At 53.4% G+C, this 24,599-nt stretch carries 24 protein-coding genes and 1 tRNA gene; 13 read left to right on the forward strand and 12 right to left on the reverse strand.

Annotated features, from left to right (window positions below; genetic code table 11):
* Positions 1-154: 154 nt before the first annotated feature.
* Positions 155-499 carry an STAS domain-containing protein gene (locus IE065_RS03200; protein ID WP_189511763.1) on the reverse strand — a complete coding sequence of 115 codons (345 nt, stop codon included), beginning with the start codon at positions 497-499 and terminating at the stop codon, positions 155-157.
* A 150-nt stretch (positions 500-649) separates the two neighbouring features.
* Here IE065_RS03200 and IE065_RS03205 point away from each other — a divergent pair, with 150 nt between their 5' ends.
* From IE065_RS03205 to IE065_RS03225, 5 genes are all read left to right on the forward strand, one after another.
* Positions 650-1,930, forward strand: a complete 1,281-nt coding sequence (locus tag IE065_RS03205; protein WP_189511765.1) for a glucose-1-phosphate adenylyltransferase — start codon at positions 650-652, stop codon at positions 1,928-1,930.
* A 169-nt stretch (positions 1,931-2,099) separates the two neighbouring features.
* A complete protein-coding gene (locus IE065_RS03210) occupies positions 2,100-2,243 on the forward strand; it encodes a hypothetical protein (RefSeq protein WP_189511767.1) in 144 nt (47 codons plus the stop codon).
* A gap of 17 nt (positions 2,244-2,260) precedes the next feature.
* Positions 2,261-2,791 (forward strand): hypothetical protein, encoded by a 531-nt coding sequence (locus IE065_RS03215; RefSeq protein WP_189511769.1) that lies wholly within the window; start codon positions 2,261-2,263, stop codon positions 2,789-2,791.
* A gap of 139 nt (positions 2,792-2,930) precedes the next feature.
* Positions 2,931-3,788, forward strand: coding sequence for a universal stress protein (locus tag IE065_RS03220; protein WP_189511771.1), 858 nt, complete (start codon positions 2,931-2,933; stop codon positions 3,786-3,788).
* Positions 3,789-3,804: 16 nt separating this feature from the next.
* Positions 3,805-4,077, forward strand: coding sequence for a hypothetical protein (locus tag IE065_RS03225; protein WP_189511773.1), 273 nt, complete (start codon positions 3,805-3,807; stop codon positions 4,075-4,077).
* A 16-nt stretch (positions 4,078-4,093) separates the two neighbouring features.
* Here the strand turns inward: IE065_RS03225 and IE065_RS03230 are convergent, their stop codons facing one another.
* Positions 4,094-4,354 (reverse strand): hypothetical protein, encoded by a 261-nt coding sequence (locus tag IE065_RS03230; RefSeq protein WP_189511774.1) that lies wholly within the window; start codon positions 4,352-4,354, stop codon positions 4,094-4,096.
* A gap of 318 nt (positions 4,355-4,672) precedes the next feature.
* Between IE065_RS03230 and IE065_RS03235 the strand changes: the two genes are divergently transcribed.
* From IE065_RS03235 to IE065_RS03255, 5 genes are all read left to right on the forward strand, one after another.
* Entirely contained in the window at positions 4,673-4,912 is a 240-nt protein-coding gene (locus tag IE065_RS03235; RefSeq protein ID WP_189511776.1) for a hypothetical protein, read from the forward strand.
* A 420-nt stretch (positions 4,913-5,332) separates the two neighbouring features.
* Positions 5,333-6,460 (forward strand): DNA polymerase III subunit beta, encoded by a 1,128-nt coding sequence (gene dnaN / locus IE065_RS03240; protein WP_189511778.1) that lies wholly within the window; start codon positions 5,333-5,335, stop codon positions 6,458-6,460.
* A 62-nt stretch (positions 6,461-6,522) separates the two neighbouring features.
* Entirely contained in the window at positions 6,523-7,404 is an 882-nt protein-coding gene (locus IE065_RS03245) for a hypothetical protein (protein ID WP_189511780.1), read from the forward strand.
* Positions 7,405-7,508: 104 nt separating this feature from the next.
* A complete protein-coding gene (locus IE065_RS03250) occupies positions 7,509-8,057 on the forward strand; it encodes a hypothetical protein (protein WP_189511782.1) in 549 nt (182 codons plus the stop codon).
* 119 nt (positions 8,058-8,176) lie between these two features.
* On the forward strand, positions 8,177-8,869 hold the full coding sequence (locus IE065_RS03255; protein WP_189511784.1) for a hypothetical protein: 693 nt from the start codon (positions 8,177-8,179) through the stop codon (positions 8,867-8,869).
* Positions 8,870-8,917: 48 nt separating this feature from the next.
* Here the strand turns inward: IE065_RS03255 and IE065_RS03260 are convergent, their stop codons facing one another.
* The 3 genes from IE065_RS03260 to IE065_RS03270 form a co-directional block, all read right to left on the reverse strand.
* On the reverse strand, positions 8,918-11,410 hold the full coding sequence (locus IE065_RS03260; protein ID WP_189511786.1) for a DEAD/DEAH box helicase: 2,493 nt from the start codon (positions 11,408-11,410) through the stop codon (positions 8,918-8,920).
* A 22-nt stretch (positions 11,411-11,432) separates the two neighbouring features.
* Complete coding sequence (locus IE065_RS03265; protein WP_189511788.1) at positions 11,433-12,428, reverse strand: MDR family NADPH-dependent oxidoreductase; 996 nt, start codon at positions 12,426-12,428, stop codon at positions 11,433-11,435.
* A gap of 113 nt (positions 12,429-12,541) precedes the next feature.
* Entirely contained in the window at positions 12,542-13,360 is an 819-nt protein-coding gene (locus IE065_RS03270) for a PEP-CTERM sorting domain-containing protein (protein ID WP_189511790.1), read from the reverse strand.
* A gap of 278 nt (positions 13,361-13,638) precedes the next feature.
* On the opposite strand from IE065_RS03270, the gene IE065_RS03275 reads away from it, so the two are divergent.
* On the forward strand, positions 13,639-15,783 hold the full coding sequence (locus IE065_RS03275) for a M3 family metallopeptidase (protein ID WP_189511792.1): 2,145 nt from the start codon (positions 13,639-13,641) through the stop codon (positions 15,781-15,783).
* A 31-nt stretch (positions 15,784-15,814) separates the two neighbouring features.
* Here the strand turns inward: IE065_RS03275 and IE065_RS03280 are convergent, their stop codons facing one another.
* From IE065_RS03280 to IE065_RS03290, 3 genes are all read right to left on the reverse strand, one after another.
* Positions 15,815-16,210 carry a hypothetical protein gene (locus IE065_RS03280; protein WP_189511794.1) on the reverse strand — a complete coding sequence of 132 codons (396 nt, stop codon included), beginning with the start codon at positions 16,208-16,210 and terminating at the stop codon, positions 15,815-15,817.
* Entirely contained in the window at positions 16,207-16,890 is a 684-nt protein-coding gene (locus IE065_RS03285; RefSeq protein WP_189511796.1) for a GntR family transcriptional regulator, read from the reverse strand. Before IE065_RS03285 ends, IE065_RS03280 begins: the two co-directional genes overlap by 4 nt.
* A 64-nt stretch (positions 16,891-16,954) precedes the next feature.
* Positions 16,955-18,061, reverse strand: a complete 1,107-nt coding sequence (locus tag IE065_RS03290; RefSeq protein ID WP_189511798.1) for an NF038122 family metalloprotease — start codon at positions 18,059-18,061, stop codon at positions 16,955-16,957.
* A gap of 251 nt (positions 18,062-18,312) precedes the next feature.
* Between IE065_RS03290 and IE065_RS03295 the strand changes: the two genes are divergently transcribed.
* Positions 18,313-20,523 carry an aminomethyl-transferring glycine dehydrogenase gene (locus IE065_RS03295; protein WP_189511800.1) on the forward strand — a complete coding sequence of 737 codons (2,211 nt, stop codon included), beginning with the start codon at positions 18,313-18,315 and terminating at the stop codon, positions 20,521-20,523.
* Positions 20,501-21,259, forward strand: a complete 759-nt coding sequence (locus IE065_RS03300; protein WP_189511802.1) for a PLP-dependent aminotransferase family protein — start codon at positions 20,501-20,503, stop codon at positions 21,257-21,259. The genes IE065_RS03295 and IE065_RS03300 overlap by 23 nt, the downstream gene beginning before the upstream one ends.
* Positions 21,260-21,475: 216 nt before the next feature.
* Here the strand turns inward: IE065_RS03300 and IE065_RS03305 are convergent.
* The 4 genes from IE065_RS03305 to IE065_RS03320 all read right to left on the reverse strand — a co-directional run bounded on the left by IE065_RS03305 (position 21,476) and on the right by IE065_RS03320 (position 24,597).
* Positions 21,476-21,551, reverse strand: a tRNA-Gly gene (locus IE065_RS03305).
* 31 nt (positions 21,552-21,582) lie between these two features.
* Positions 21,583-22,443, reverse strand: coding sequence for a PstS family phosphate ABC transporter substrate-binding protein (locus IE065_RS03310; protein WP_189511804.1), 861 nt, complete (start codon positions 22,441-22,443; stop codon positions 21,583-21,585).
* Between the two features lie 143 nt (positions 22,444-22,586).
* Entirely contained in the window at positions 22,587-23,183 is a 597-nt protein-coding gene (gene trmB / locus IE065_RS03315; RefSeq protein ID WP_189511805.1) for a tRNA (guanosine(46)-N7)-methyltransferase TrmB, read from the reverse strand.
* 97 nt (positions 23,184-23,280) lie between these two features.
* A complete protein-coding gene (locus IE065_RS03320; RefSeq protein ID WP_189511807.1) occupies positions 23,281-24,597 on the reverse strand; it encodes a sensor histidine kinase in 1,317 nt (438 codons plus the stop codon).
* Between the last annotated feature and the right edge of the window lie 2 nt (positions 24,598-24,599).

Raw genomic sequence — 24,599 nt, forward strand, 5'->3', positions numbered from 1 at the left:
GGCACTGGCATGCAGTCCGCGTAGCAGTTTAAAAGTCAACGTCGCTCGTGGCTAATAAGCCGTCTACTGGGTGGCAGACGTCATGCGTCAGAATAGGAGTATAGTACCCTTAATTTATTCCCGGAAAGCTTGTCCTAAATCACCCGCTAAGGGGTTACTTCGCCAAAATTTTTTCCAGCGCTTCTTCTTCGGTGTCAGCCAGGACAAAGATCTGATCCAACTTGGCCAAACGAAGCGTCTCCGCAACGAGGGGCTGGGTTTTGACCAGGGCAATCTTACAGCCTTGGGCCTGAAGGCTCTTGGCTGCGCCCAGAAGCATGCGAATGCCCAGCGAGACCACGAAGGTCACTTCGCTCATATCGACGATTGTGGGCTTATGCCGACTGGCAGTGCTGGCGAGAAACTTGAGCTCAACGACTGAAACACCGTTGTGGTCCATACGGCCAATGAGCGCAATGTGGGATACTTCGTCGTCTGCACGAATGACTTTCAATTCCATGAAGTCGAAGCGTGCCGTATTCCCTTAATTTGGGCAAGTCCGTGTTTTCAAAAATGACAACCACGTCAAATCTGGCGCTTTCTCATAAAAGAGTCTGGATTTTTCGACGGGCATTGCCCACCGTGGGTAAAACCTCTTACCCTTACTGCCATGAATCAAAACGTTATCAGTGTCATCATGGGCGGCGGGCGCGGCACGCGCCTTTACCCGCTTACTAAAGAACGTTGCAAGCCGGCAGTGCCACTGGCTGGCAAATACCGCTTGGTCGATATTCCGATCAGTAATTGCCTCAATTCCGGTATTAACCGTATTCACCTGCTCTCGCAGTTTAACACAGCTTCGCTGCACAATCACATTCAGTCCACCTATCAATTTGACCCCTTTGGCGGTGGTTATGTGGACATCATGTCGGCCGAGCAGACCGATAAGGGCGAGGGCTGGTATCAAGGCACAGCGGATGCCGTCCGGCAAAACCTGCACCACTTTAATTTCGGTAAGAACGATCTCTTCCTGATTCTCTCTGGTGACCAGCTTTACCGCATGGACTTCCGGAAGATCATTGATCACCACAACTCCCTTGGCTCCGATGTGACCATTGCAGCCAAGGCCATGCACAAGTCTGAAGTCGAAGGCCTCGGCGTGATGCGCGTGGATGATGACTATTCGATCCAAGAATTCGTGGAAAAACCGACCGATCAAGCTGTTATCGACAGTCTCGTAATCGGCGACAAGCTTCGCGCCACTCTTGATGGCAACCCGGAAGACGTCGTTTTGGCCTCCATGGGTATTTATGTCTTCTCCGCTCAGGTGATGATCGATGCCCTTTCCGGCGACGAGACCGACTTCGGCAAGGAAATCATCCCCGGTCTCCTCGGCAAAATCAGCCTCAACAGCTACATTTTTGACGATTATTGGGAAGATATTGGAACCGTAGCGGCGTTCTTCGACGCAAATCTGGCCCTGACCGACGACATACCGCCATTCAACTTCTTTGACAGCGCACCGATCTACACCCGCGCCCGCTATTTGCCGGCCACCAAGGTCAACGGTGCCCAAGTCGAACGTGCCCTCTTCGGCGGCGGCAGCATTATCTCCCATGCAAAAATCAAGCACTGCATCATCGGCGTGCGCAGTATTGTCGGCGATGGTTCGGAATTGACGGATGTGGTGATGATGGGCGGCGACGAATATGAAATGCCGGAAGACCGCAAGGAAAACGCCGAGCTCCAGCGACCCAACATAGGGGTTGGTAAAAACTGCAAAATCAACCGCGCCATTATTGATAAAAACGCCCGTATTGGCGATGATGTTGAGCTATCTCCCGAAGGTAAGCCCGACGGTTGGAGCGAAGGCGATCTCTACGTTCGTGACGGCATCATTTTGGTCATGAAAAGCGGCGTAGTGCCGAGCGGTACGAAAGTTCGGCCATAGCCATCGTATCGTCCTACGCTGAGTAACCACCGATTGTCCCCGTGGTTACTCAATGGGCAAAATCACGGCCAAAGGCGTTGATTTTGTCGAATAATGAAGGCCAATTGATCCACACGTAGCAGATTCTTTTTACTTTAATCTTTGAGCGTTAATCTTTTTACTAAGTCTTATGTATCCACCATTTGAGTTCAACAACTTGCTCGGGCCGCTGATTGTGCTGGGCGCTATCGCCACCGCAGTCAAGCTGCTCGCCTTGCTTGCCGTTTACTCTGAGTATCTCAAGCGTCAGGAAGACTCCTGGGCAAAATCCTGAGGCGCTAAGCGCACATTATGACCACTCGTTCCACTCTTGGCGTTATTGCTGCAATTTTCGGTCTGTTCGGCCTGGTTTGTGGCGTGCTGGAGTGGTTCCTGCAGATTTTCATTCTGCCAGATCTTGATTGGCCGGATAGTCTTGGGAGTATCTCCAATTTGTGTTGGCTCGGTCATATCGGTTTCTATGGCCTCGGTGTCATTTTGGCAGGCATCGCAGTATCGCTGCCGATTAAGGCCGAAAAAAGCGCTGAGAATAAAGCGCAGGTGCAGATCCCACCATTGCCAATAACGCCACCGACCATCGCTTCCGAACCGCCTATTACGGCGAAACCTATTCCCGTCGAAGAAACCCGGAGCGCGGAAGATCTTTGGCAATCGGCCGACGCGCCATTTCCCGCACCTCCCAGCATTGACCACCCCTCCTCAGGGCCCTCACTTTGGCAGTCTGATCAAGCGCCATTTCCCAAGGTGGACATCCCCGAAGAAGACAGCGATGCGAACAATCAAGAAGCGGACGACAACGAAGCGGCCCGACGGGGAAATTAGTTGGTTCAAAGTTGTAAGCCTAGTCAGTCTAAGGAACTTACAAACTTAACCGCCCAAGCCATTTCACCATTTTCTCGGCGGTTCCGCTTGTTTTTACGCGGGAAGCGGCGTAGTCTGTATCGAAACAAAGGACAACCCCATGAAAAAGATACTCGCCTGCACCGACGCTTCAGATTACGCTCGCACCGTTTGCCGCTACACTGGCTGGCTAGCTGGACTCACCGGAGCTAGCGTTGACGCGCTCTATGTTTCCAATCTATGGGAGTTTGAGCTGCCTTTCCTGCTCGATTTGGGCGGCAGTATCGGTGCCTCCCCATATCATGGCATGACCGATGCCCTGGAAGAAATTGAAAACAAAAAGGCCAAACTCGTCGAGCAGGCAGTCAGGCGCGAAATGGCCGATGCCGGTGTCGAAATGGATAAGCTTGCGATTCAGCATGAAACCGGACTTTTGGTCGACGCTGTTGACGCCTACGAAACCGGCGATTCCCCCGTCGACATGGTAGTGCTTGGCAAACGCGGAGAAGGTGCTGAACAGGCGAAAGACCACTTGGGCGGTAACTTGGAACGCGTTGTTCGCGCCGCACGGCAACCCTGTCTCGTCACCAACCTCGAATATCGGGAAATTAAAAAGGCCGCCTTGGCCTATGATGGCAGCGCCAGCGCTCAAAAGGCCGTCGATTGGCTGATTGCCGAAACCGCATTGCGCGACATTGCCTTGAGTGTTGTGACTGTCAGCGATGGCCACGGCGACAATGAATCTGCTCACTCCCTGCGCGTAGCAGAAGGCCGTCTGGAAGACGCTGGTATTTCAGCGGAAGCTCATTTACTCACGGGTGATACCGAAGACGAGATTGCGAAGTTTGTGGAAGGTAACGACATTGATTTACTCATCATGGGTGCCTACGGCCACAGCCGTATCCGCGAGCTTTTGATCGGCAGCACGACCACGGATCTTATACGCCGCTGCAAAATCCCCGTGATGCTCTTCCGTTAAAGGGATATCCTAAGCGATGAACAGTGGCCCTAAGCACATTTACCGCCACGAAATCCGCCAAAGCCTTTGGGCCACACTGATTCTTGTTTTCGTCTCTTTGTTCATCCTTGATGGCGGCTATCTGAATACAGTCGTGGTCATTGCTTGCACAGCCTTCTGGGTGGGCGCGATATTGCCCATTTTAAGAAAGAGCCGCCGCCGTTCAGATCAAATTTACCTGAACTACGGCCTGCTGTTGATGCTTGCCGTATCATTCTTGGCCGCATCGATCGTCACGGCCAAGAGCTAAGATACCACATTCTAGATTAGCTAGCGTACATTCCAGAACTTTGCGGCATCAACACTGCCCCTATGATGTAAAAAGGGATCGCCAACAAACCGCGTAGGAACGGTGACTTGGCGTCTTCCCAATGTACAATTACGAAAATCAGCGCCACAAATGGGATAAATATGTAGCCCAAGCCCCAGAGCAGTGACGTCTGGAAAGCCAAAATAAGCAGCTTAATGCCGTATATTAGCGCAATGACAAATCCGACTAGAAAGAATACGAGTGCAACAATTTCCATAATAGAGTTTAGATAGGGTTTAAAGTATAGCTGAAAAAATTGTGTGAGGACGCAAGATGAAATATTAGCATGTGGCTCGAAAAACTGATAGGCAAGCCCTTACAAAGAGCCGATTGCCAGTGATCCATATTACGTAAAGGCCCGTAGAGACGTCGAGTAACTGCCTGTAGTCAGTGCTGATGGTGGGTTAATAAACTGCAAGCTTCTAAGGTGTTCTACTAAGCTTGTTTACAGAACCGTCTATCCTTTGCATGAACGATAATAGGGCGGCCAAAAACTTGTCAATCTGGCTCAGATTCCGCTATAGTCTATGCCATCATGAAGGGCTCCATACAGACCGAAGAATCAGCTGACACAACGTGCTTTGCCAAAGCTTTGATCTTCCTGTCGCTCGGATTCACCATCAGTTGGTGCTCGATTACAAACTGGGATTTAGGGCAAACACAGATGCTCGTTTCCGGGTTTCTCGGCATCGCGCTGGGCGCTCGATATCTGCTTCTCTACACAAAGGCAGCTGAGCAAGAACACGCTTTTGCCACAAGTCAGATACCGCGCTAACCGGAAAACATCCAACAAATCGCCTTTTTGCGGTACTCTTTATGGTAGCCTCAACTCCAGTATTGCGGATTGAAGCGGTATACGTAGCATTCAATCACACGATTTTGCACGCTGGAAAATTGATTGAAAGCACCACAGAAATCTTCTGGAAACACGTCCGAAACACCCTCGGAACAACTTGCTGGTAACTGTGGGCATAAGCGTGAATAACCAACTACTTACCGACATGTTGATTCTTGTTCTTTCTTGCACTCAGAGTTATCCGCAGTCAAATTGACCCGCAAGCTGTTAGTCCCAAGGGAGTTACAAGCTTGTTACGCTCATTCACCGCCTATAATAGGGAATAGTGTTATTTATAAAATAAATTCATATTAATCTAACGTTGCCAGTAAGTCCGAAAATACCCACTTTTGCTACCCAATGAAGTTCAAGATTCACCGTGATCATTTCGCCACCGGCCTGCAGCAGGTGCTCAACGTGGTGGGCTCTCGGGCCACAATGCCAATTCTGAGCAATGTGCTGATTCAAGCCGAGGGGAACCAACTCTCTCTCACCACTACGAATCTCGACCTGGGAATCCGCTGTCGTATCCAAGCGGATGTCGAGGTGCCGGGCGGCATTACGCTGCCTGTCCGTAAGCTGGCCACCATCGTTCGTGCCCTGCCAAACGCAGAGGTCGAGTTTGACGCATCCTCCGGCAATCAGGCTAAGATCACCAGCGGTGGATCGCTCTTCCGCATGATGGGTATCAGCGAGGACGAGTTCCCCCCCCTCCCCTCCTTCGCCGATCAACATATTTTCAATCTTCAGCAGGACGAGATCGTTGGCATGCTCAAGAATGTGTCCTATGCCCAGAGCAAGGACGAGAACCGCTACATCCTCAACGGCGTGTTCTTCCAATTCAAAGAAAACCAGCTAACCTTGGTCGCCACCGATGGTCGACGCCTCGCTCTTTGCAGCAAGGAAGTCGAAGTTGCGGAAGGTAACGCGGGTGATTTAATTTTACCGGCAAAAACCGTGGATGAGCTCCAGCGTCTGCTTGGCCAAGGCGACACGGTGAAGATCACCTTTAGTGACCGCCAAGTTGCCTTCGAAATCCAAATCGCTAAGGACGACGACAGTGGCTTGGTTGACTCGATTTACTTAGTCTCGAAAATTGTCGAAGGTAAGTATCCTGACTATAAGCAGGTCATCCCGAAGGAGACGGAAAATCGCATCAAGATCGAACGCGAGCTTTTGGCCGAATGTGTCCAACGCGCCGCTCTTGTCACCAGCGATAAAAATAACTCCGTCAAACTTAAGCTGACAAATAATCTTCTGGAGATCACGGGTTCCTCGCCAGAATATGGCGACTCACACGAATCAATGGCCATTAGCTATGAGGCGGCTGAAGTCACGGTAGCCTTCAATCCACAGTTTCTCCTTGATCCGCTCAAGGCACTGGCTCAGGACGAAGTTTACTTTGAATTTAAGGACGAGCTTAGCCCAGGTGTCTTTAAGACCTTGGACAGTTTCCTGTGCGTTATCATGCCGCTTCGGCTGAACTAAGGAATATGTACGGTTGTCGAGTGATGGAACTTAATACCCATCTTCGACGTCTATAGCCTTTGATGTCCATTGCCATTCAGATTGTTCTTGGCTTGTTAATCTTCTCTCTGGGGATCAGCTACGCCAACAGCCATTTTCAAAGTCCTCTTCTGTTTATTTTAAACCGTTGGCTACGGTGGCTTTTATTTGCGTTTACAATATCGGCCGCGGCCCGTGAATTTGAGTTATCTGAGCGTCCGTTCTGGGTGCTGGCAGGGGTCGCGTTCCTCGGTTGGTTCTTATTCGAGACGCTTTATAATTGGCTTAAGGTTTGCGCCGTGAGTCGTGGGCCGATTCCATTGTTTCCTCGGTTTCGACAGAATTTTGAGGGTGATGAATGGCCTGCTGATAAGCGTTTCATTCTCCTCCGTGATTGGCTTCGTAGCACCGGTTTTAAAAAACTGGAATCGCTGAAGGCAGATTTAATTAGTGATTACGTTATTCGCTCGAGCATTTATCAGGATGAGCAAGGGCTGGTTCGCTTGCAGGTTATTTTTTTCCCGCAAGGCGTGAGCTCACACGAGGTCAACTACGTGCTCATTACGAAAACGCAGGAGGGGGAGCGCGTAATAACGTCGAATCTCAATATGCCTTTCGGCGGATATTATCCCGACAAGTGGTTTATCGTGCGTAAGCCACTCATGAGGTCGCTTGATAAGTTGTTGCGATTCCACCGACGTCGTCTGCTCCGCGAAGGAGTCAATGTGCAAGTGTGGGAAGATGATGCGCCGCTGGATGACCTAAACCGTCAGCAGACGAATTTGGAAATCGCTAACATGGAGTCTGGCTACTTACTCAAACGTGAGTTTCAGGAAGAGCATGGTCGGCTCTCCTTTGAAGGGCGTTACCGCCTGTGGAAAGAACATTGGCTGATCAGTTACCTTGGCCGAACGGTCCAGTATTAAGTTTCGATTTTTCTTATTAGAATGAATCGAATAGATGGCAGGCTTAGTCTTGCCAAAGCGAAAATTAGGAATTACCATTTTCTAAATCTCTACTAGGCAAGGTTATGAAGAAGCTCAAAAAAGGTCAGCTCGCACGCAAGTTAAAGAAGTATCTCCGTGATCAAAAGGTGAAGACCCGCGATTACCACGAGGACTTATTGTCAAAGACATGTGACGCGTTGACGGGAATCTTCAATACCGCTTATGAGCTTTCCTCGCCAGTAGTGGAAACGATTGAGGAGAACCTTAGCCGGATCCACGAAACTGTGTTCTCCGAAGAAGCTGCCGCTGAGGCTGATGCCGCCGCTCAACCTAAAAAATCGAAAAAGAACAAAGTTAAGAAAGGTAAAAGTAAGGCAAAGGCCAAGAAAGCCGACGTCGTGGAGCCAGCAATCCCGGTCGCTAAAAAAGTTGGAAGAAAAAAATCTACGGCAAAGAAAGCTGCACCTAAAAAGAAGATTGCCACTAAGAAGGCTGCAAAAAAAATAGTGAAGAAAGCAGTCAAGCGAGCCGCCAAGAAGGTTACGGTAAAAAAGAAAGCCACTAAAAGAACGGTTAAGAAAGTAGCTAAAAAAACGGTCAAGAAGAAGACTGCGGCAAAGAAAGCTCAGTAGATTCAAGCTGATTATTTGTTGAAGTTAGAGTGAGAACTGTCAGAAGGCCCAACCGGTTTTAATATACGCACTTGCTAAGCGCTAATCCTTGGCATAAGCTATGCTCTGGAACAAAGGCCATGAAGCTCGTGCAACCAATATGTCGCGATGGGCTGACAAACGCAGACCTTGCGTTTTTGCAGTCTGTCTTGACGCCCGACGGCTCAGCCGCCGAGGCACTTCTTACTTTAATTGCTGATCCAGCCATGCGCGATGAGCTACTGGATCTCCCTGAGGTTTTTCAGGCTGTTCTTGAGCAACCACTGCCAATTACCATTTCTCCACGGCTGTATTTCTTTGTGCTCGTGCGGCATCGTTTTGTGGAATCTGGTCTCGAAGACCGAGAGTTGGCCGATTATGTGGCGTCGCTCATGGCCAATTCTATGGCAACTTCCCGCGTATTCGACACTGGCCAAGGCAATGCCCGGCAAGCACCATTCTACGCAATCGACGACATGTCGCGCATTCAATCAGCAGGTTTCTGCGAGCGTTTTTATCTAACGGTTTGTCTTGCCGAAAAATCCTTGGTCGTAACGGGACTATTTCGTCCACACTTGGATTACCGCGCTACTTATCGTGGAGCGCCGAACCTCCGTTATTACGAAAATATCGGGCAAGCACATTACCGCGCCGCAGGCGGGCATCATCTTGCGCAAGAGTATTGCCTATCCGATTGCTATCAGGCCCTCGCAGCTCGCTTCACTGAAGCCCGTAGGGCTCTCAATTACGTCGCAGAAACACTTACTTTCATGGGCCAAGATGGCCCAAACTAGAGTTAGTTGCCAACATTCAAAGACGTCGGATCTGAACAAGGTCTGCTTTTATTCGTCTAGCAATGCCTTCATATCGGCGAAGCCGATCTTAGCATTTGCTGCTTCACTTGCTTCGAATAAATCCTTGAGCAATGACGCTTTTTCTCGCTGCATGCTGAGCACGCGTTCTTCCACTGAGTTGCTCACAATCAGCTTATAGCTCGTCACCGTACGTGTCTGACCAATACGGTGCGCTCGGTCGGTGGCTTGAGCTTCGACGGCGGGGTTCCACCATGGGTCGTAATGCACCACAGTATCGGCACCGGTCAAGTTGAGGCCAGTGCCGCCAGCCTTCAGCGAGATCAGAAACACAGGAATGGAATCATCTTCATTAAACCGCTCGCAGAGCGAAGCGCGGTTCGGTGTCTGACCATCTAGGTAGTAATACGGCAAGCCCTGCGACTCCAGCTCTTCCTTAAGTAACGCCAATGCTTTGGTGAATTGAGAAAAGACCAACATGCGATGCCCGCCATCAAGCGATTCCTCGAGTAGTTCACGGAATGCATCCAGCTTGGCTGAAGCGACGGCGTCTGCCGCCTCTTCGTCGATCAAACGAGGATCAATACAAGCCTGCCGCAAGCGAAGCAGTTGCTGGAAAGTAGCCACGCGCAGGCGGCCTTCGGAAGCGTTGGCCATCTCCAGTTCGAATACTTCGCGTCGTGCCTTCTCTTCAACTTTGCGATACAAAGCTTCTTGAGTCGGATCGAATTCGCAGTAGAATACTTGTTCAATTTTCTCCGGCAATTCTGGTGCGACTTCGCGTTTGGAACGGCGCAAAATATATGGTGCCGCACGGTCTCGCAGTCGCTGTGCGTGCCAATCTCGTTCTTCGCGAGAAACTCCCGTGGGTGGTGGCTGCACGTAGCCAGGTAAAACGAATTCAAACAGCGCAGCGAGGTCGTCGAGTGAGTTTTCCACGGGCGTGCCCGTTAATAAAAAGCGTCTCTGGGTCATCAGTCCTCGCAATGCCTTTGCATTTTGCGTCTGCCGATTTTTCACGTGTTGAGCTTCATCACCAATCACGACTGCAAATGACGCTGCATGGAACAGATCCGAATCTCTCGCTAATGTGTTATAAGACGTTACAATGATGCCGAATTCCGCTGCATGCTCGGTGTCATTTAAACGGTGTTCACGGTGATGTGCGAACACTCTCAAACTCGGGGTAAATTTACGGGCTTCGCGTTTCCAATTCTCAACGAGTCCGGCCGGGCAAACGACGAGGCAGGGCTTTTTTGTCTGCGCATGTACGGCGGACAACAATGTGAGCGCCTGGACGGTTTTGCCCAAACCCATTTCGTCGGCCAAGATACCACCCAGCTTGTTGCAATATAGGTGCCAAAGCCAAGCCGCCCCAATGGTTTGATAAGGACGCAGCATGTTGAGCAATTCCTTGGAAGCTGGTGGGGGCGTAAGTGCAGTTAAGTCATGCAAAGCATTGCTCCGACGCTTCCATTCTTCGGGGGCTTCGATGGCCAAGTCGAGCGCTTCCATCTGCGTGCTAATCGAGGCGGCTTCAGCGCGGGACATCCGTTGCGTCACGCGAGTAGTTAGTAAGCGATCTGCCTTGCCCGTCAATCGACGTTGAGCCTCCTCCAATCCCTTCAACTTCGCGGCATCTAGCAGGAATACGCCCTTGTGCGTCTCCAAGTAAGGTTGTCCTTTAGTCAGAGCCTGTGCGACCTGAGCCGAATCAATTCCGGGTGCCGAGAGCTCGGCCTCGGCAATAAAATCGTCGCCATCTGCACGCACTCGCACGTGCGCTTCGAGGGAGCGTAATTTTTTGGTTCGCTTGATGAAACTCGGTGTAAACTTTGCGCGGTAATGAGTTTTTAGTCGGTCCCAATGCTCGGCCAAAAATTGCAGCGCCTTGTGTCGATCCCGCAGCCACCATTGACGATTCGAAGGTTCGAGTTTGAAGCTATGACTTTTAAGCAACTCAAGTGCTTCCTCGTAAACAATGCTTTCGCGCGAAGGCAAGCTGATGGCTAGAAAATGCGTGGACCCGTCTACCACCATTCGTGTGAGGCCTTTTTCGTCTGCGCGCTTTTTCTCCTGTTCTTTGCTCGGTGATGGCGCTGAAACAACGGGTGCTGGTGCGGGCTTCGCTACCGCTAGGTGCGTGTGAATGTCGGGCAACTTGCCATCGACCCAAGTCATCGGGTTCTTTGGCGAGCGAAAGGAAAAGACCGCCGTCTCATTCGTCAATGGCAGTAGCAGTTGGCTCAACTGATCGCGCGTAAGCTGCATCATGCCAGGCGCTTTTCCACCGTTCCAATTCTCCACCAAAAGCGCGGCAAACAAGTGTGGAGGTTCCAGCCAATATTCTTTAGCAGGTAAACGCTCTGGCGGAAAAATTTCGTTGCCCGTCTCCGCCTCCAACTTCACCGGAATGCGGTCTTTCGGCGCACACTGGGGCAGATTTGGTGGGAGCAGCAAACGCCAACGAAGCAGCTGACCATCAGGTGAGATTTTAATGCTTTGCAGGTTGGGTCCGTCCATGGATTAGCTTTGCAGTGCAAAGTTAAAGGGAAAAGTCGCCCGTGACAATCACCTTGCCATCGCGTCCACCCGATTGTGCTGCTTCAAATGCCGCGATCCCATCCTTGAGGGCGAAATGCTCTGAAACACTCATGTTGAAGACACCCTGACGGATCAGATCGTTAACCGCGTGCTGCATGAAACCACGTGCTGATGCATCCGCCTGACGCGACCAGCGGTCCATCCAGAAACCGCGCAATACTATGTCGTCAAAAATCAGGTTACGGGTGGGGAACCGTACCTTGTCGCCAACCATTCCGCCAAAGGTAACCACCACTCCGCTTTCAGCCATCGAGCGAATCATCTTGATAACGCTATCGCCGCCCACGGAGTTAAGGCCGAGGGATGCTTTTTGACCTCCAGTGATTTCGTCAACGACCTTGAAGAAGTCGTCGCCATCGGCGAGCACGGCATCGGCTCCCATCGCCTTGAGCGGGTCAGTCCATTTTGCCACGTCGCGGGCGAGGTTGATCGTGTGGAGGCCGCGGTGCTTTGCCAAGCCGATCACACATTGGCCAACAGCAGAGTTCGCCGCGTTTTGGATAATCCAATCGCCGGGCTGTAATTCGCCAAAATCTTGTAGTAGGCGATAGGCAGTCGGCGGGTTGAGGAACGCCATCGCCGCTTGGTCCAGAGGCAGATCAGCTGGAGCTTTCTCCAGAGAGTCGGCGTCGGCCAAACAGGCGTCGGCCAATACGATTTCCTCGGGTAATCGCACACGATCACCCAAGGCTAGACGCTTCACGCCGGGACCCACTGCAAGCACTTCGCCTACACCTTCACGTCCGGCTACAGCAGGCAGGGTGCGGAGATTTCCATAGGTACCGCCAACTAGCCCTAGGTCGGACGGGTGCAGCACCGCCGCGCGTAACGCGACAAGCGCCTCTCCCGGCCCAGGATTGGCCAGTTCGAGGTTATCCAGGCGGAGCACGTCGGACGGGTTGCCGTGCTCATGATATCGCAGGGCCGAAATTTTCATCTATCCAAACCAAGCCATACATAGGCTCTTGGCAAAGGTGAAATTCCGCCCCCGGATCTTAATAAGCAATGCTCAGGCAGCAATAAACGTAACGCCGTTTGGCCAAGGGCGGATTAGCGTCGGCAAGAGAGCCGACGACGTGTTAGCGTGACGCCGAGGACAGTGACACCGAACATTAGGGCTATCATGCTAGGCTCAGGGATTGAAGTTGGAGAAACCTCTACATAACCACCACCAATATCAGTTACTTCCAGTCCGTTGCCCAAGCCATCCAATATCTTCGAGCCAATCATTGCTTCTGCGGCGGCTATAGTGGTCTGCAATTGCACGGCCGACGCAATGTTAGTGAGCGTAGTCGTACCACCGCTCGCTGAAAAAATCTGAGAAACACTGGTGCGGACAGTCACGTCCTCGAGAATGAAACCTAACGAACCAAAGCCACTAACGGCGGAACCAAGTGAAAGTGTGCCGCCCCCCGTTAAAGTTACAATCTTGCTGTTTTGATAATAGCCGCTCACGAAGAGGGTATTGCCATCTCCAATGGTCCAAGTGGGATTATAATTCTGGTTAACAGTGAATGCACTGCCCGAAGCACCCTGTATGATGGAATTTGTACCAGCTCCATGGCTCTCAAAACTACCGAGGCCATTGAAATGACCACCACTTAGGGTCCAACCTGCAGTCTCAAAAAGAAGGTGGGCGACTTTACGACTGCCGTAAGTAATCTCGGACGGCGTGGCGGTTGAGTTAAACACTGCGGTGTCAGCGTAGTCATTATTACTAGGAGCAACGCCACCAACCCAATTGCCATCTGTGGCATATAGGTCGTCTCCAGCGAGACCGTTCCATACGATATTAACAGCAGAGGCTGTTGTGGGCAAAGAAACGGCGAATACAGCTAAGGCTGCGAGATTAATTAATTTGTTAGGCATAATGCAACTGAGTTGAGGGGGGGGTTAATCAAGTGACAGGTATGTCTCCTGAATATACATTAAACACGCCCTTCAGTCTATAGTCATATCTGACCGATGGCTGGTCTTTTTCTGACTGATATCCGATGGACAACGACACGATACAAACGAATCAGTCAGATTTTGACGTATATCGATCATAGTTTAACTACTGTCGTCTCCATAACGACCAATGATGTCGTGATTGCGCTGTCGCTTCCACAATTGACTTCGGGCGCTGGGTGCATCTCCTTATTGGCATGAGCCAGCCAGAGCCACTGCCACATCCTTTTCTTGATCCAACCTTTCACGTTTCCTGGAGTAGCTTGGATCCAGCGGCAATTGAGGGGGACATCACGTTGGCCTTGGCCAACGCCCAAGAGCGAATCGATGCGATCGCCAACCAAGATCCCGCCGTCGCGACCTACGCTACGACCATCTTGGCTCTGGAAGACGCTGCCGAGGAGCTTTATCGCGCTTGGGGATTTGCCGACCACTTGACCAGCGTGTGTGAGGGGCCAGCCATCCGCGCGGCGTTTAACGCCATGTTGCCGAAGGTCACGGAATTCAGCACCCGCATTTATCTTAATGAAAAGCTCTGGCTCGTCGTTAAGGCCGTCGCCGAGCAGCCCGCGACCAAGGCCCTGACTGGCATCCATCAGCGCTTAGTCGAGGACACCTTGCGCAGCTTCGTCGATCATGGCGCGGACTTGCATGCCGACCGCCGCGCGGAGTTTGAAGCGATTTCCTGCGAACTCTCCAGCCTGACTCAGAAGTATTCCGAGAACGTCCTCGACTCGACCAACGCTTGGGAGCTGATCGTCAACGACGAGGCCGAGTTGGCGGGCCTCCCCGAGAGTGCCCGTGAAGGCGCGCGCGAAAATGCATTGGCCAAAGGCCATGGTACAGAAGAAGCGCCGAAGTGGCGTTTTACGCTGCACTCGCCCTCCGCGTTTCCCGTTATGCAATACGCTGACTGCGAATCTTTGCGCCGCAAAGTGTGGGAAGGCAGCACGACCATTGGTCGGACCGAGGCCAACGACAACACGCCGCTCGTTGGCAAAATTCTTCGCTTGCGCCAGCGCAAGGCCGAGCTCCTCGACCGTAAGGACTACGCCGAGCTGACGCTGGCCCCGCGCATGGTCAAAAGTGGAACCGCCGCGCTGGAATTCGTGGAAACTTTGCATGACAAGGTTAAGGGTGCTTTCCAGCAGGAAGTCGCCGAGCTTCAAGCCTTTAAGGCTGAGCACACGGGCGGTTCGGCCGAAGACTTGCTCCAGCCGTGGGATGCCTCTTACTGGGCAGAGAAGCGTCGACAGGCGGAATTTGATTTTGATGAAGAAGAGCTGCGCCCCTACTTCCCGCTACATAACGTAATCGACGGCTTGTTCGCACTGACTGAGCGCCTCTTCGGTGTGACGATTGTCAAACGTAGCACCTATTATGTGAACCCGGAGACCGGGGCCGAGCAACATGCTGACGAACCGGGTGACATGGAGCCCGTCGAAGTTTGGCACTCCGATGTGCGTTTCTATGATTTGCTCGACGACGACGGCACGCACCTCGGCTCATTTTACGCCGACTGGTTCCCCCGCGAAAGCAAACGCGCTGGTGCCTGGATGAACGCCTTGCGCACCGGCGGTCCGCGCAAGAACGGCTTTGCCCCGCACTTGGGCCTGATGGCTGGCAACATGAGCAAGCCTACGGGTAACAAGCCCGCGCTGATGACCCACCGCGAAGTCGAAACCATCTTTCACGAGTTCGGCCACCTGCTCCACCACCTGCTGGGACGCGTGGAAATCCGCTCACTCAACGGCACCAATGTCGCCTGGGATTTTGTCGAGCTACCTTCGCAAATCATGGAAAACTGGTGCTGGGAGCGCAACGCACTGGACCTCTTTGCCCGCCACTACGCCGACGGAGACGTGATCCCCGATGAGCTTTACGACAAGATGATGGCCGCCCGCAATTACATGCAGGGCGCTGCCACCATGCGCCAGTTGGCCTTTGGCAAGCTCGACCTCGAGCTTCACATCAAGCACGCCAAGGATGCTGCCGATCAAGATCTCGATGCCTTGATCGACGAAATCCTCGACGGCTACACCGCCCAATACGCGACCAAGCCGCCCTCGATCATACGCCGCTTCACGCACCTGTTCTCCGATCCTGTAGGCTACGCCTGCGGATACTATTCCTATAAGTGGGCCGAGGTGCTGGAGGCCGATTGCTTTACCCGCTTCCAGAAAGAAGGCGTGCTCAACGGCGAAACTGGCCGCGCCTTCCGCACCGCAATTCTGGAAAAAGGCGACAGCGAGCCGCCAGAAAAATTATTCCGCGACTTCCTCGGCCGTGACCCCGATGCCGACGCCCTCTTGCGACGCGCCGGTCTGTTGGCCAAGGTGTGAGATAGATTGGGAACGCTGGTGCTCGCGGTGCTCATTTCCAGCTATACCAAGCGACCGAGCCATCAGGGAATCCATAATGGACGCCTTCATCCCATTGCACAGTGATGAGAGGAATCTGCATTTTGGCGTATTTCGTGGGCGTGTATTCAGTCGATAAGGGCGTGTAGATTAGCCGATTGGAGTTAATGAATTCTCTCACCAATTCATTCTCCAATATCCGAGGATTGAAGTTAATTAGATCCTCCAACGTTGGTGGATATTGCCCTTTCTTGCTCAGATATATACTGCCCGATAGCAAGAATTGGCGAATTGCGGAATGCTCGGGAGGCATATTATCCATCTGACGCAAATTGTAATAAAAGGCATAGCCATACCCCACCACCGCAAGGAGGACGACGAAACCCATCCACCTTGTTACACGTCTCATGGCCCAACACTCGCCAATTCCTGGCGTCCGGCACGGAGAGCTTCGAGGATGCGGTCTTCCTTCAGGCCAATGTGGTTCCACATGAGCTGGCGCGCGGTTTCAGACTGGCGAGCAGCAATGGCGGCGACGATGGCCAAGTGCTCGGCGGAGACTTCGGCCGGGCTGGTGCAGATGCCTAGATCGATGCCGTAATAGATGGGCTGCTGATCTTTGTCCAAAGCTGACAGGATCGCTTCTTCCAGCAGTAAATTGTCGATGCTGGCGGCAACGGCGGCGTGAAAGGCGCGATTGGCCTCGCAGTAGATCCGATGGCCGTCAGGGTCATCCAGCTCAGCGTTGACCGTGGCGGCGCGGCGCATGTCGTCGATGTCCTGCGCGGTGGCGCGCTCGGCGGCAAGGGCGGCGGCTTGGGATTCCAGCACACGGCGCAGCTCGCAGATGTTTTTAAAGCTTTCCTCGGTCAACGGAGCGACGCTGAACCCGCAATTCGTTTTTAACATAACGAGCCGTTCGCCGGACAAGCGATTGAGCGCCTCGCGCAATGAGGTCCGCGACACTTCGAGCTCCTCGCAGAGCGCCTTTTCGATCAAGCGCGAGCCCGGCGGCAACTCGCAGCGGAGAATGCGGCGCTTGAGCTCGGCATAGAGCTGGTCGGATAAGGCTGCGGGCTTAAAGGACATGAACGATCAAGGGTGCCCTTAATAACGAACCCACAAGCTCGTCTAAGTCAATATCGTATGATTGTCAGACAATCAGATTCGTTCGGCGGCGACGCCAAGCCATCAACCCCAGTGCGAGACCACCGGCCAGGAGCGCGAAGTGCGCAGGCTCGGGAACGACGTCGAAGCCAATGACATCAAAGGCTGCGATGTCGTCGGGGGTAAAGTTCGTTAGAACGCCCGCGGCTAAATTAGAGTTCATGAGTCGGACCTCAGAGCTGGTGAACCAATGATCGGCGCTGCCCAAGCCATGAATCGGCCCCACAGCAAACTGGGCAAGTTGCGTGGCCCCGCCATCATAGGAAAAGAACACATCCCTTTGGATATTGTTGACCACGGGATTGCCCCAAGCGAAGTCCGCCACTGGTTTGAAGACACCCGATGTCGACTGAGCCAGCGCCATGCTGGCAAGTGATTGTCGGAAGAAATCGAGGGGCCGAGCCCAAATTTTGCTGGGGTCGACTACGCCGGCGCTGTCCACGTTCACCACGCCACTCAAGAAACCCAACGCGTGCCCAATTTCGTGCATGAGCGTGCCCACAATATCGTAAAGGCCGGGTTGGATACCGTCGCTGCGATCAAAGTCCCAGTCAAACCCAGTCGAAACATCCATTCGCCCATCCGATGCGGCATCATCGCCAGCGAGCATCCCCAATGCCTTTGCATTGGCGCGTGAAACCAGCATTGAGGAATTAATCGCCGTGACGCCCATATTGACCGGGCCGCGCACTGCCGAATTGCCGTTCAGGTTGCTTGTAAACATGAAGCCCGCTTGGATGGGCAAATTTTGCAGCGCAATGGCATCGCGTTCCGAGGTTTCATCCTGCTGCATCCAATAGCGAACGTTGGTCGTCGCTGCGGTGGTGTAGTTGGTGTAGGTCGAGGCCAGCGAGCTAGTCCCAGGCTTGATGTCGTAGGACAGATTAACCGTCATTGAATCGTTGAACTGCGCCGACCAATTATTCGCCGCCTCTTGGATCGCACCCGTGTATTTGGCATAGAGCGCAGGGTCGGTTGACTGTAAGGCCGTCAGATTACTCCCATACTGGAAATTGAAGTTCAGTTCCGCGTGCGCCAAATTCGTCAACAGCAAGCTGGCCCCAATCAAGATAGTGGATTTTGAAATAGTCATGTTTCGGTTTAAAAGATGATCACTAATGACTTTTATTCCCGAGCTTAATTGCAATCTAGAAAAGATGGGTCGTCAATTACTAGCTGAGTAGAGAGTAGAAGGTCATTGCAACGAAGCCGATCTTTCGAAAATTTCTATTTCGCGAATAAATGCTTTTTTGAGGCAATACTTCCGTTAACGCTTGAAATACCGCTGAAGTCGTTATTGTAAGATTGTTAGACAATCCGACAATTTTCTAAAGCCGTAGTTTCATGTCATATTTGAGCGATAATCCACGCGAATCAGCCCGCCACTACATTCCTGCTGGGGACGCCGATACCGCCGCCATGCTGGCCAAACTCGGCCTAAACACGCTCCGCGACCTCTATCGACACATCCCCCCCCCCTCCTTCCATGAGGGCGAATTAAAGCTCCCCCCCGAATTGGGCTACACCGAGACGCAGGAGAAGATGTCGAGCATTGAGGCGAAGAACATCATCCGGGCAAATTTCATTGGTGATGGCCTCCCCGACTACTCAGTGGACCCGATTGTGCCTTATGTCTGTGGCATCCGCAATCTTGCCACAGCTTACACGCCGTACCAGCCCGAGCGCAGTCAGGGCACGCTTATCACGCACTGGATCTACCAATGCGCGCTCACGCAGCTGACTGGCTTCGAGGCGATCAATTCCTCCCTCTATGACCGGGCCACAGCGCTTTTCGAGGCGATCTGCTGTTCGATTCGCCTAGCGCGCAAGGCCGACACCGCCTTGGTCGCGGGCAATCTCTACCCCGGGGATCTCGAAGTGCTGCAAACCCTGATCGCCGAGACCGAGATCAAGGTGGAAATCATCGATGCGGATCCCAAGACGGGCCTCCTCGACGCAGGAGTCGTCCAAGCCCGCGCCACTGCACTTGGCGACAAGCTCGCCGCGGTGGCGTTCCCTCAGGTCAACAACCTCGGCTTGCTGGAAGATGTTGACGCGTTGACAGATGCCGTGCATGCTGCTGGTACGCTGGCAATTGCAGTTGTTGATCCGATCCTGTTGGCCGAAGGAGGGCTCAAGCCACCGAGTGAATTTGGCGCTGAGGGCGCAGATATCCTCGTGGGCGAGGCGCAGCATTTGGCTATCGGGCCAAATTTTGGCGGGCCGGGCCTAGGCCTTTTTGGTGTGCGGCAAAATGAAAAGGCGAAGAACAACGTCCGCGCAACACCAGGCCGTTTCGTTGGGTTGGCCAAAGACGAGGCTGGCCGCGAATGCTGCGTAATGGTGATGTCCACCCGCGAACAACACATTCGCAAGGACAAGGCCACGTCTAACATTTGCTCCAACCAAGCCTTCATCGCCACGTTGGCGGGTGCATCTCTGTTGGCCCGCGGTGACGCTGGGCTTGGCTCAATGATCGCGACTGGACGCCAACGGGCCGAGCAATTTGCTGATGCCTGCGCCACCAAACTCGCCTTCCCAGAGGCACCCTGCTTCAACGAGGTTACGATTGTCGTGGACGACGCTAAGGCCTTTATAGAAAAGGGCCGCACAGCCGGTCTCTGGGCGGGAGTGGACGTGAGCGATCGCGTAAAAGACGGCCGTCAGCTCGTTAAAATCAGTTTTTCGGATCGTCAGAGCGAGGAAGATGTCGCCAAGCTGGCGACGATCGTTGACGGAGCAAAGGGCGGATCGTTGCCCCTGATTCCAATTGAGCTTTTACGGGGTAAGGCACCGATGATCCCGGCCTTTTCGCAGGCAGAACTGCAGACGTATTACCAACGCCTCGGGGAGCTCAATGTTTCCCCGGACGATGCCTGCTATCCGCTTGGCTCCTGTACGATGAAGTACAACCCCGCGCTCAACGAATGGGCGGCGGACCTTCCCGGCTTCACTGACGCACACCCGCAAGCGCCTGCCGCCGATATGCAGGGCTGCCTAGAAGTGCTTTACGATGTGCAGGAGTGGTTCAAGGCGATCACTGGTTTGCCGGCGGTCACCACGCAGCCAGTTGCTGGTGCGCAAGGTGAGCTGGTCGGTTTGAAGCTTTTCCAGGCCTACCACCGCAAACGTGGCGAAGCTCATCGCGATGTGGTCTTCATCCCGCGCAGTGCTCACGGAACGAATTTTGCCACCGCCTCGATGGCGGGCTTGGCCACAGGCAAAGTCGACGGAAAAATGCGCGGCATTGTCCTGCTCGAAGACGGCGAAGATGGACGCATCGATCTGGCTGATTTCGAAAAGAAACTCGCCGAGTTTGGCGACCGCCTCTGCGGGGTGATGATCACCAACCCCAACACCTGCGGCCTGTTCGAGACTGATTTCCGCCTGATCGCGGACAAGGTTCACGCCGCTGGCGGCCTTGTCTATATGGATGGTGCCAACATGAATGCTATCGCCGGCTGGCTCGACCTCGACAAGCTAGGCGTTGACGCGGTGCACAACAATTTGCACAAAACCTGGACCATCCCGCATGGGGGGGGGGGGGCCTGGTGACGCCATGGTCGCCGTCAGCCAAACGCTCATCGATTTCTTGCCCGGCTATCAAATCGAGAAGCAAGGTGGCGAGTTTGTGCCGGTTAAACCCAAGCACAGCATCGGCTCGTTCCATCGGCACTGGGGGAATTTCGCGCACAAGGTGCGGGCCTATACTTACCTGCTACGTCTGGGCAAGGAAGGCGTCCGCCGGATGTCGGCGATGTCGGTGCTGTCCGCCCGCTACCTGCTCAGCCGCTTGCGCGAACGCTACCCTACCCTGCCCGCTGGTGCTCCGGACGCGCCCCGTATGCACGAGTTCATCCTTACACTAAGCGAGGACGACTTTAAGGGGCTAGAAGCGGCTGGTGTGCCGCGCGCAATGGCAATTACCCGTGTGGGCAAGCTCTTCCTGGACTTCGGGTTCCACGCGCCGACAGTCGCTTGGCCGGAGCAATTCGGTTTAATGATCGAGCCAACGGAAAGCTATACCCAGGCCGAACTGGACCGCTTTGCTGACGCCGTCATCCGCATCAAGGACGTGATCGAGCAGCACCCGGACGTTCTCAACAGCGCACCACGCTTCACGCCGGTTGACCGGGTGGACGAAGTCGCCGCGAATCGTCAGCTCACGCTTTCAGCGCCGCTGACCGGCTTGCCTGCGATTCACGAAAACCGCCTCTCGCCGCGCATCATCGCAGAAATGCCGATAGACGATATTTTCGAGCGTGTGACGGGCTGTTGCGCAACAGTCTAGAGAGCACGATAGGCCGCAAAGCGGTTTCACCTCACTAGTCCCCGATCGCAAAAAGATCCTCGGCGGATAGTCCGCAGAGGCGGTTCGCAGTGTTTATGCAACGCCTTGTGCTCGAGCTATTTTTACCGCGGTGTATTCATCGGGGGGGCTGTGCAAAGGTGTTTTGTGTGGGCACAAAGAAGCCTCCGGGGAATAGTCCACCGGAGGCTTAGAAATTGGAGCGAGCGAAGAGGTTCGAACTCTCGACATCTACCTTGGCAAGGTAGTGCTCTACCAACTGAGCTACGCTCGCATTTGAAAAAAGAAAATGAGATAGTGGAAGATCAGGCTCCTTTGTCAAGCTCTACCAACATTCTTTTTCGAACATTTTCTGGAAGTGGCACAAAGCCTTCTCTTTCAAAGGCTTCCGCTTGATCTTGGCCCAAAAGTGTGCGCAAAAGTGGTTTTAGCTCTTCTTGTTTCTCACGTGGAAAAACGATGTAATAGCTCAAGCGCAACGGATATTCACCATAGTGAACGTTTTCCGGGGTTGGGCCAAAGGCAAACTGGTCTTCGCCCGAGACAGCGAGCGGGCGAATTTTGTCTTTTAGAATAACTTTGTTCGTCAACGCAATGGAGCCGGAATCACTGGAGATGAGCTCCATTAACCGCAGGTTACTGTTAACGCGAATCACGTTGGGCTTGAGCGAGCCGCTGTCGAGCACCTTGAACTTGAAGAGTTCCAATACAACCGTGGAGTCATTATCGATCGCTAGCGGCTGGATTGAGCGCGAAGCAATTGGGCCTTGGAGGCCGAGCTCGCCCCAACGGCTATAGTTTGCTACCGAACTGCTGCCGTAGATGGCCCCCAATTGATCCATGGATATTTCGGTGAGCGGGTTGAGCTTATCAACCACGACAAAGGCGACTTCGTAAGCGATGGGTATCGAGCGGTAGTCACCAATGGGCAGATGGCTGTCATCTGGTGCAGCCAACAGGGCGAGAGTGGCTTGCTGGTTCTTTAGTTTCTCTTTCCCGGGCACACTGCCAATAAAGTCTGTCTTGATCTCCAAGTTGTTGTGCTTGGCGAATGCTTCGACAATCGGCTCCACCGCGGGTGCTAGCAAGTCCGAGCCGACGACTGTCCAATCGGCCATCGTCCACAGAGGTGAAAAGAGCGCAAGCAGGAGTAAAGTATTTCGCATAAGCTGGATAAGACGTTTCAGTAAAAGAGGCAGAGGCGAGCCAATCAATGAATTTCTTGGCCTTAGCTGCAAGGTGAAGAACGGTTTCGTCTGTAAATGTTCCTTTCCTCAGCTCCCAAATCTGAAAAGTCAGCTCTGCGCTCTTATCGCTTCACCTTCACCGCCACCAGCGAGCGCCATGAGTCCATCAGTTCTTGGAAGAAGGAAGTTTCTTCGAGCGGCCATTCGGCATTGGCGTTGATGGCCCAGCCTGGGCTTTGCTCTAGATGCTCTACTGTCCAGGCGAAGAGGTCCTCGTGGTCAGTGCGAAAACAGAAGTCTGCCTTGGGGGTTGTAATCTCCGTGAGGCGACGCAGGAAGGCGGGTTGGATCATGCGGTTTTTGTGGTGACGCTTTTTGGGCCACGGATCGGGAAAGAGCATGAAGACACGATCAAACTGAATTTCCGGCGGCAAGGCTTCGAGGAATTCGCTCAGCTCGGCCTTGAGGAATTTCAACTGCGTGAGGTTGCGTTTCTCGGCTTTAGTGGTGGCCTTCTCAATGCGTTTGGTTACGAGGTCAATGCCCACGCAGTTCTGCTTGGGATTCGCCGTGGCGTAAGCTGTGAGGAAGTGGCCGTGGCCGCAGCCGATCTCCAGGACACGTGATTCTGCGCTGGCCAAGTGCTCGGTGCACCAGCTCGTGAGCCGTTCCACGCGTTCGGCGCGCAATTTCAAAGCCTGCAGATAGCCTTCGGACATGGGAATTTAAAGGGCGAAAATTATAGGTTAGGTGATGGGCGACGAGCATGCTGTGGACAGGCAGTCCGTCTACACTTTTATTTTTCGCAAGGTAATCTTAATCGATTAAGTCTGCTGCCATCAGGTTGAGGTCGCCCTTGAGATGAGGTGGCTTCATTGGAATACGGCAGGTAATGCGTAGGCCACCGCCGGTTACGTTTTGCGCGGCAATCGTGCCGCCGTGTAGCTGGATGACGTGCTTGACGATGCTCAGGCCTAGGCCTGTGCCGCCCAGCTCGCGCGAACGCCCTTTGTCGACCCGGTAGAAGCGCTCAAAGATGTGTGGCATGTCCTTATCCGGGATGCCGCAGCCGTCGTCCTCAACCTCCAGTAGGAAGTAGCCCCCGTCTCGTCCAGTACGGACAATGATGCGGGAGAAGCCTTTGGCGTAGCGCATCGCGTTGTCCAAGGTGTTTTGTAGCACCTGAGAGAATTTGATCGGATCGATGATGACCTCGTCGAGTTCGGAATCGAGGTCGCAGATGAGGGTTTGCTCATCAAGATTGAGGCGCGGCAAGAAGTTTTCCGTAATGTCGTGGATGAGCTTGCGAACCGAGCAGGATTGACGGTTGAGCGTGATCGCCTCGCCTTCCAAGCGCGAGAGCGTCAACAAGTCTTCAAGTAGCAGGTGCAGGCGCTCGACGTTCTTGGAGATTTTGTTCAGGAAGCGCAGCTGCTCATCGGAGCGCAGCTGTTCGTGGTCCTCAATGAGCGTGTCGGTAAATCCCTTGATGACAGTCACTGGCGTGCGTAATTCGTGGGAGACGTTGGCAACGAACTCTCGGCGGACGTTTTCTAGCTTTTTGAGCCGGGTAATGTCGTGGAGCACGAAGAGGGTTAATGGGCGGCCCTCGGAGTCACTCTCTGGAATGCGCGCTCCAGCGACCTCCACAAACAAGTTGTCACGACCCCGTGAGATTTCGATCTCCTGCCAAGCAGGTGCAGAGCCGGCTTCGGCCAATTCCATGAACTCTAGGAAGCCTGCGCTTTTGAGCAGGCCCTCAAGGCGTCGCCCTTCGCAATTGGGCTCCAGCCCGAGCAGCTCGCGCGCGGCATGGTTGGCCATGACCAAGGCACTCCGATCATCTACGATCAGTACGGCCTCGGTTAAATTACTGAGTGTCGTTTCGATTTGCCTCAGGTAGCCGATCTCTTGTCGCGAGGAGCGTTCATGCTCGGCCAGAAGCTCATTAACCAGTTTGGCGAGGCGATCCAGCCCGATGCCCTTCGCCCAGTTGCCATCTTCCTCAAATAGATACGGGCGGCGGTCCTCAATGGCGTCCACCACTGTTAGCAACAGCCGTCGTACCCGTCGGTGGCGGAAGTAGTAAAACGCTGCAATCGCAGCAAATAATATGCTCAGGAAAGTCGTCATTG

The sequence above is a fragment of the Cerasicoccus arenae genome (assembly GCF_014651635.1).
GTDB lineage: Bacteria > Verrucomicrobiota > Verrucomicrobiia > Opitutales > Cerasicoccaceae > Cerasicoccus > Cerasicoccus arenae.

Coding starts and splice junctions, on each gene's coding strand:
- IE065_RS03230 (WP_189511774.1), bottom strand. CDS start 4,354: ATGGAAATTGTTGCACTCGTATTCTTTCTAGTCGGATTTGTCATTGCG.
- IE065_RS03290 (WP_189511798.1), bottom strand. CDS start 18,061: ATGACTATTTCAAAATCCACTATCTTGATTGGGGCCAGCTTGCTGTTG.
- IE065_RS03265 (WP_189511788.1), bottom strand. CDS start 12,428: ATGAAAATTTCGGCCCTGCGATATCATGAGCACGGCAACCCGTCCGAC.
- IE065_RS03260 (WP_189511786.1), bottom strand. CDS start 11,410: ATGGACGGACCCAACCTGCAAAGCATTAAAATCTCACCTGATGGTCAG.
- IE065_RS03310 (WP_189511804.1), bottom strand. CDS start 22,443: ATGCGAAATACTTTACTCCTGCTTGCGCTCTTTTCACCTCTGTGGACG.
- dnaN (WP_189511778.1), top strand. CDS start 5,333: ATGAAGTTCAAGATTCACCGTGATCATTTCGCCACCGGCCTGCAGCAG.
- IE065_RS03250 (WP_189511782.1), top strand. CDS start 7,509: ATGAAGAAGCTCAAAAAAGGTCAGCTCGCACGCAAGTTAAAGAAGTAT.
- IE065_RS03220 (WP_189511771.1), top strand. CDS start 2,931: ATGAAAAAGATACTCGCCTGCACCGACGCTTCAGATTACGCTCGCACC.
- IE065_RS03270 (WP_189511790.1), bottom strand. CDS start 13,360: ATGCCTAACAAATTAATTAATCTCGCAGCCTTAGCTGTATTCGCCGTT.
- trmB (WP_189511805.1), bottom strand. CDS start 23,183: ATGTCCGAAGGCTATCTGCAGGCTTTGAAATTGCGCGCCGAACGCGTG.
- IE065_RS03300 (WP_189511802.1), top strand. CDS start 20,501: ATGGGGGGGGGGGGGCCTGGTGACGCCATGGTCGCCGTCAGCCAAACG.
- IE065_RS03295 (WP_189511800.1), top strand. CDS start 18,313: ATGTCATATTTGAGCGATAATCCACGCGAATCAGCCCGCCACTACATT.
- IE065_RS03235 (WP_189511776.1), top strand. CDS start 4,673: ATGAAGGGCTCCATACAGACCGAAGAATCAGCTGACACAACGTGCTTT.
- IE065_RS03210 (WP_189511767.1), top strand. CDS start 2,100: ATGTATCCACCATTTGAGTTCAACAACTTGCTCGGGCCGCTGATTGTG.
- IE065_RS03320 (WP_189511807.1), bottom strand. CDS start 24,597: ATGACGACTTTCCTGAGCATATTATTTGCTGCGATTGCAGCGTTTTAC.
- IE065_RS03275 (WP_189511792.1), top strand. CDS start 13,639: ATGAGCCAGCCAGAGCCACTGCCACATCCTTTTCTTGATCCAACCTTT.
- IE065_RS03215 (WP_189511769.1), top strand. CDS start 2,261: ATGACCACTCGTTCCACTCTTGGCGTTATTGCTGCAATTTTCGGTCTG.
- IE065_RS03200 (WP_189511763.1), bottom strand. CDS start 499: ATGGAATTGAAAGTCATTCGTGCAGACGACGAAGTATCCCACATTGCG.
- IE065_RS03205 (WP_189511765.1), top strand. CDS start 650: ATGAATCAAAACGTTATCAGTGTCATCATGGGCGGCGGGCGCGGCACG.
- IE065_RS03280 (WP_189511794.1), bottom strand. CDS start 16,210: ATGAGACGTGTAACAAGGTGGATGGGTTTCGTCGTCCTCCTTGCGGTG.
- IE065_RS03255 (WP_189511784.1), top strand. CDS start 8,177: ATGAAGCTCGTGCAACCAATATGTCGCGATGGGCTGACAAACGCAGAC.
- IE065_RS03225 (WP_189511773.1), top strand. CDS start 3,805: ATGAACAGTGGCCCTAAGCACATTTACCGCCACGAAATCCGCCAAAGC.
- IE065_RS03285 (WP_189511796.1), bottom strand. CDS start 16,890: ATGTCCTTTAAGCCCGCAGCCTTATCCGACCAGCTCTATGCCGAGCTC.
- IE065_RS03245 (WP_189511780.1), top strand. CDS start 6,523: ATGTCCATTGCCATTCAGATTGTTCTTGGCTTGTTAATCTTCTCTCTG.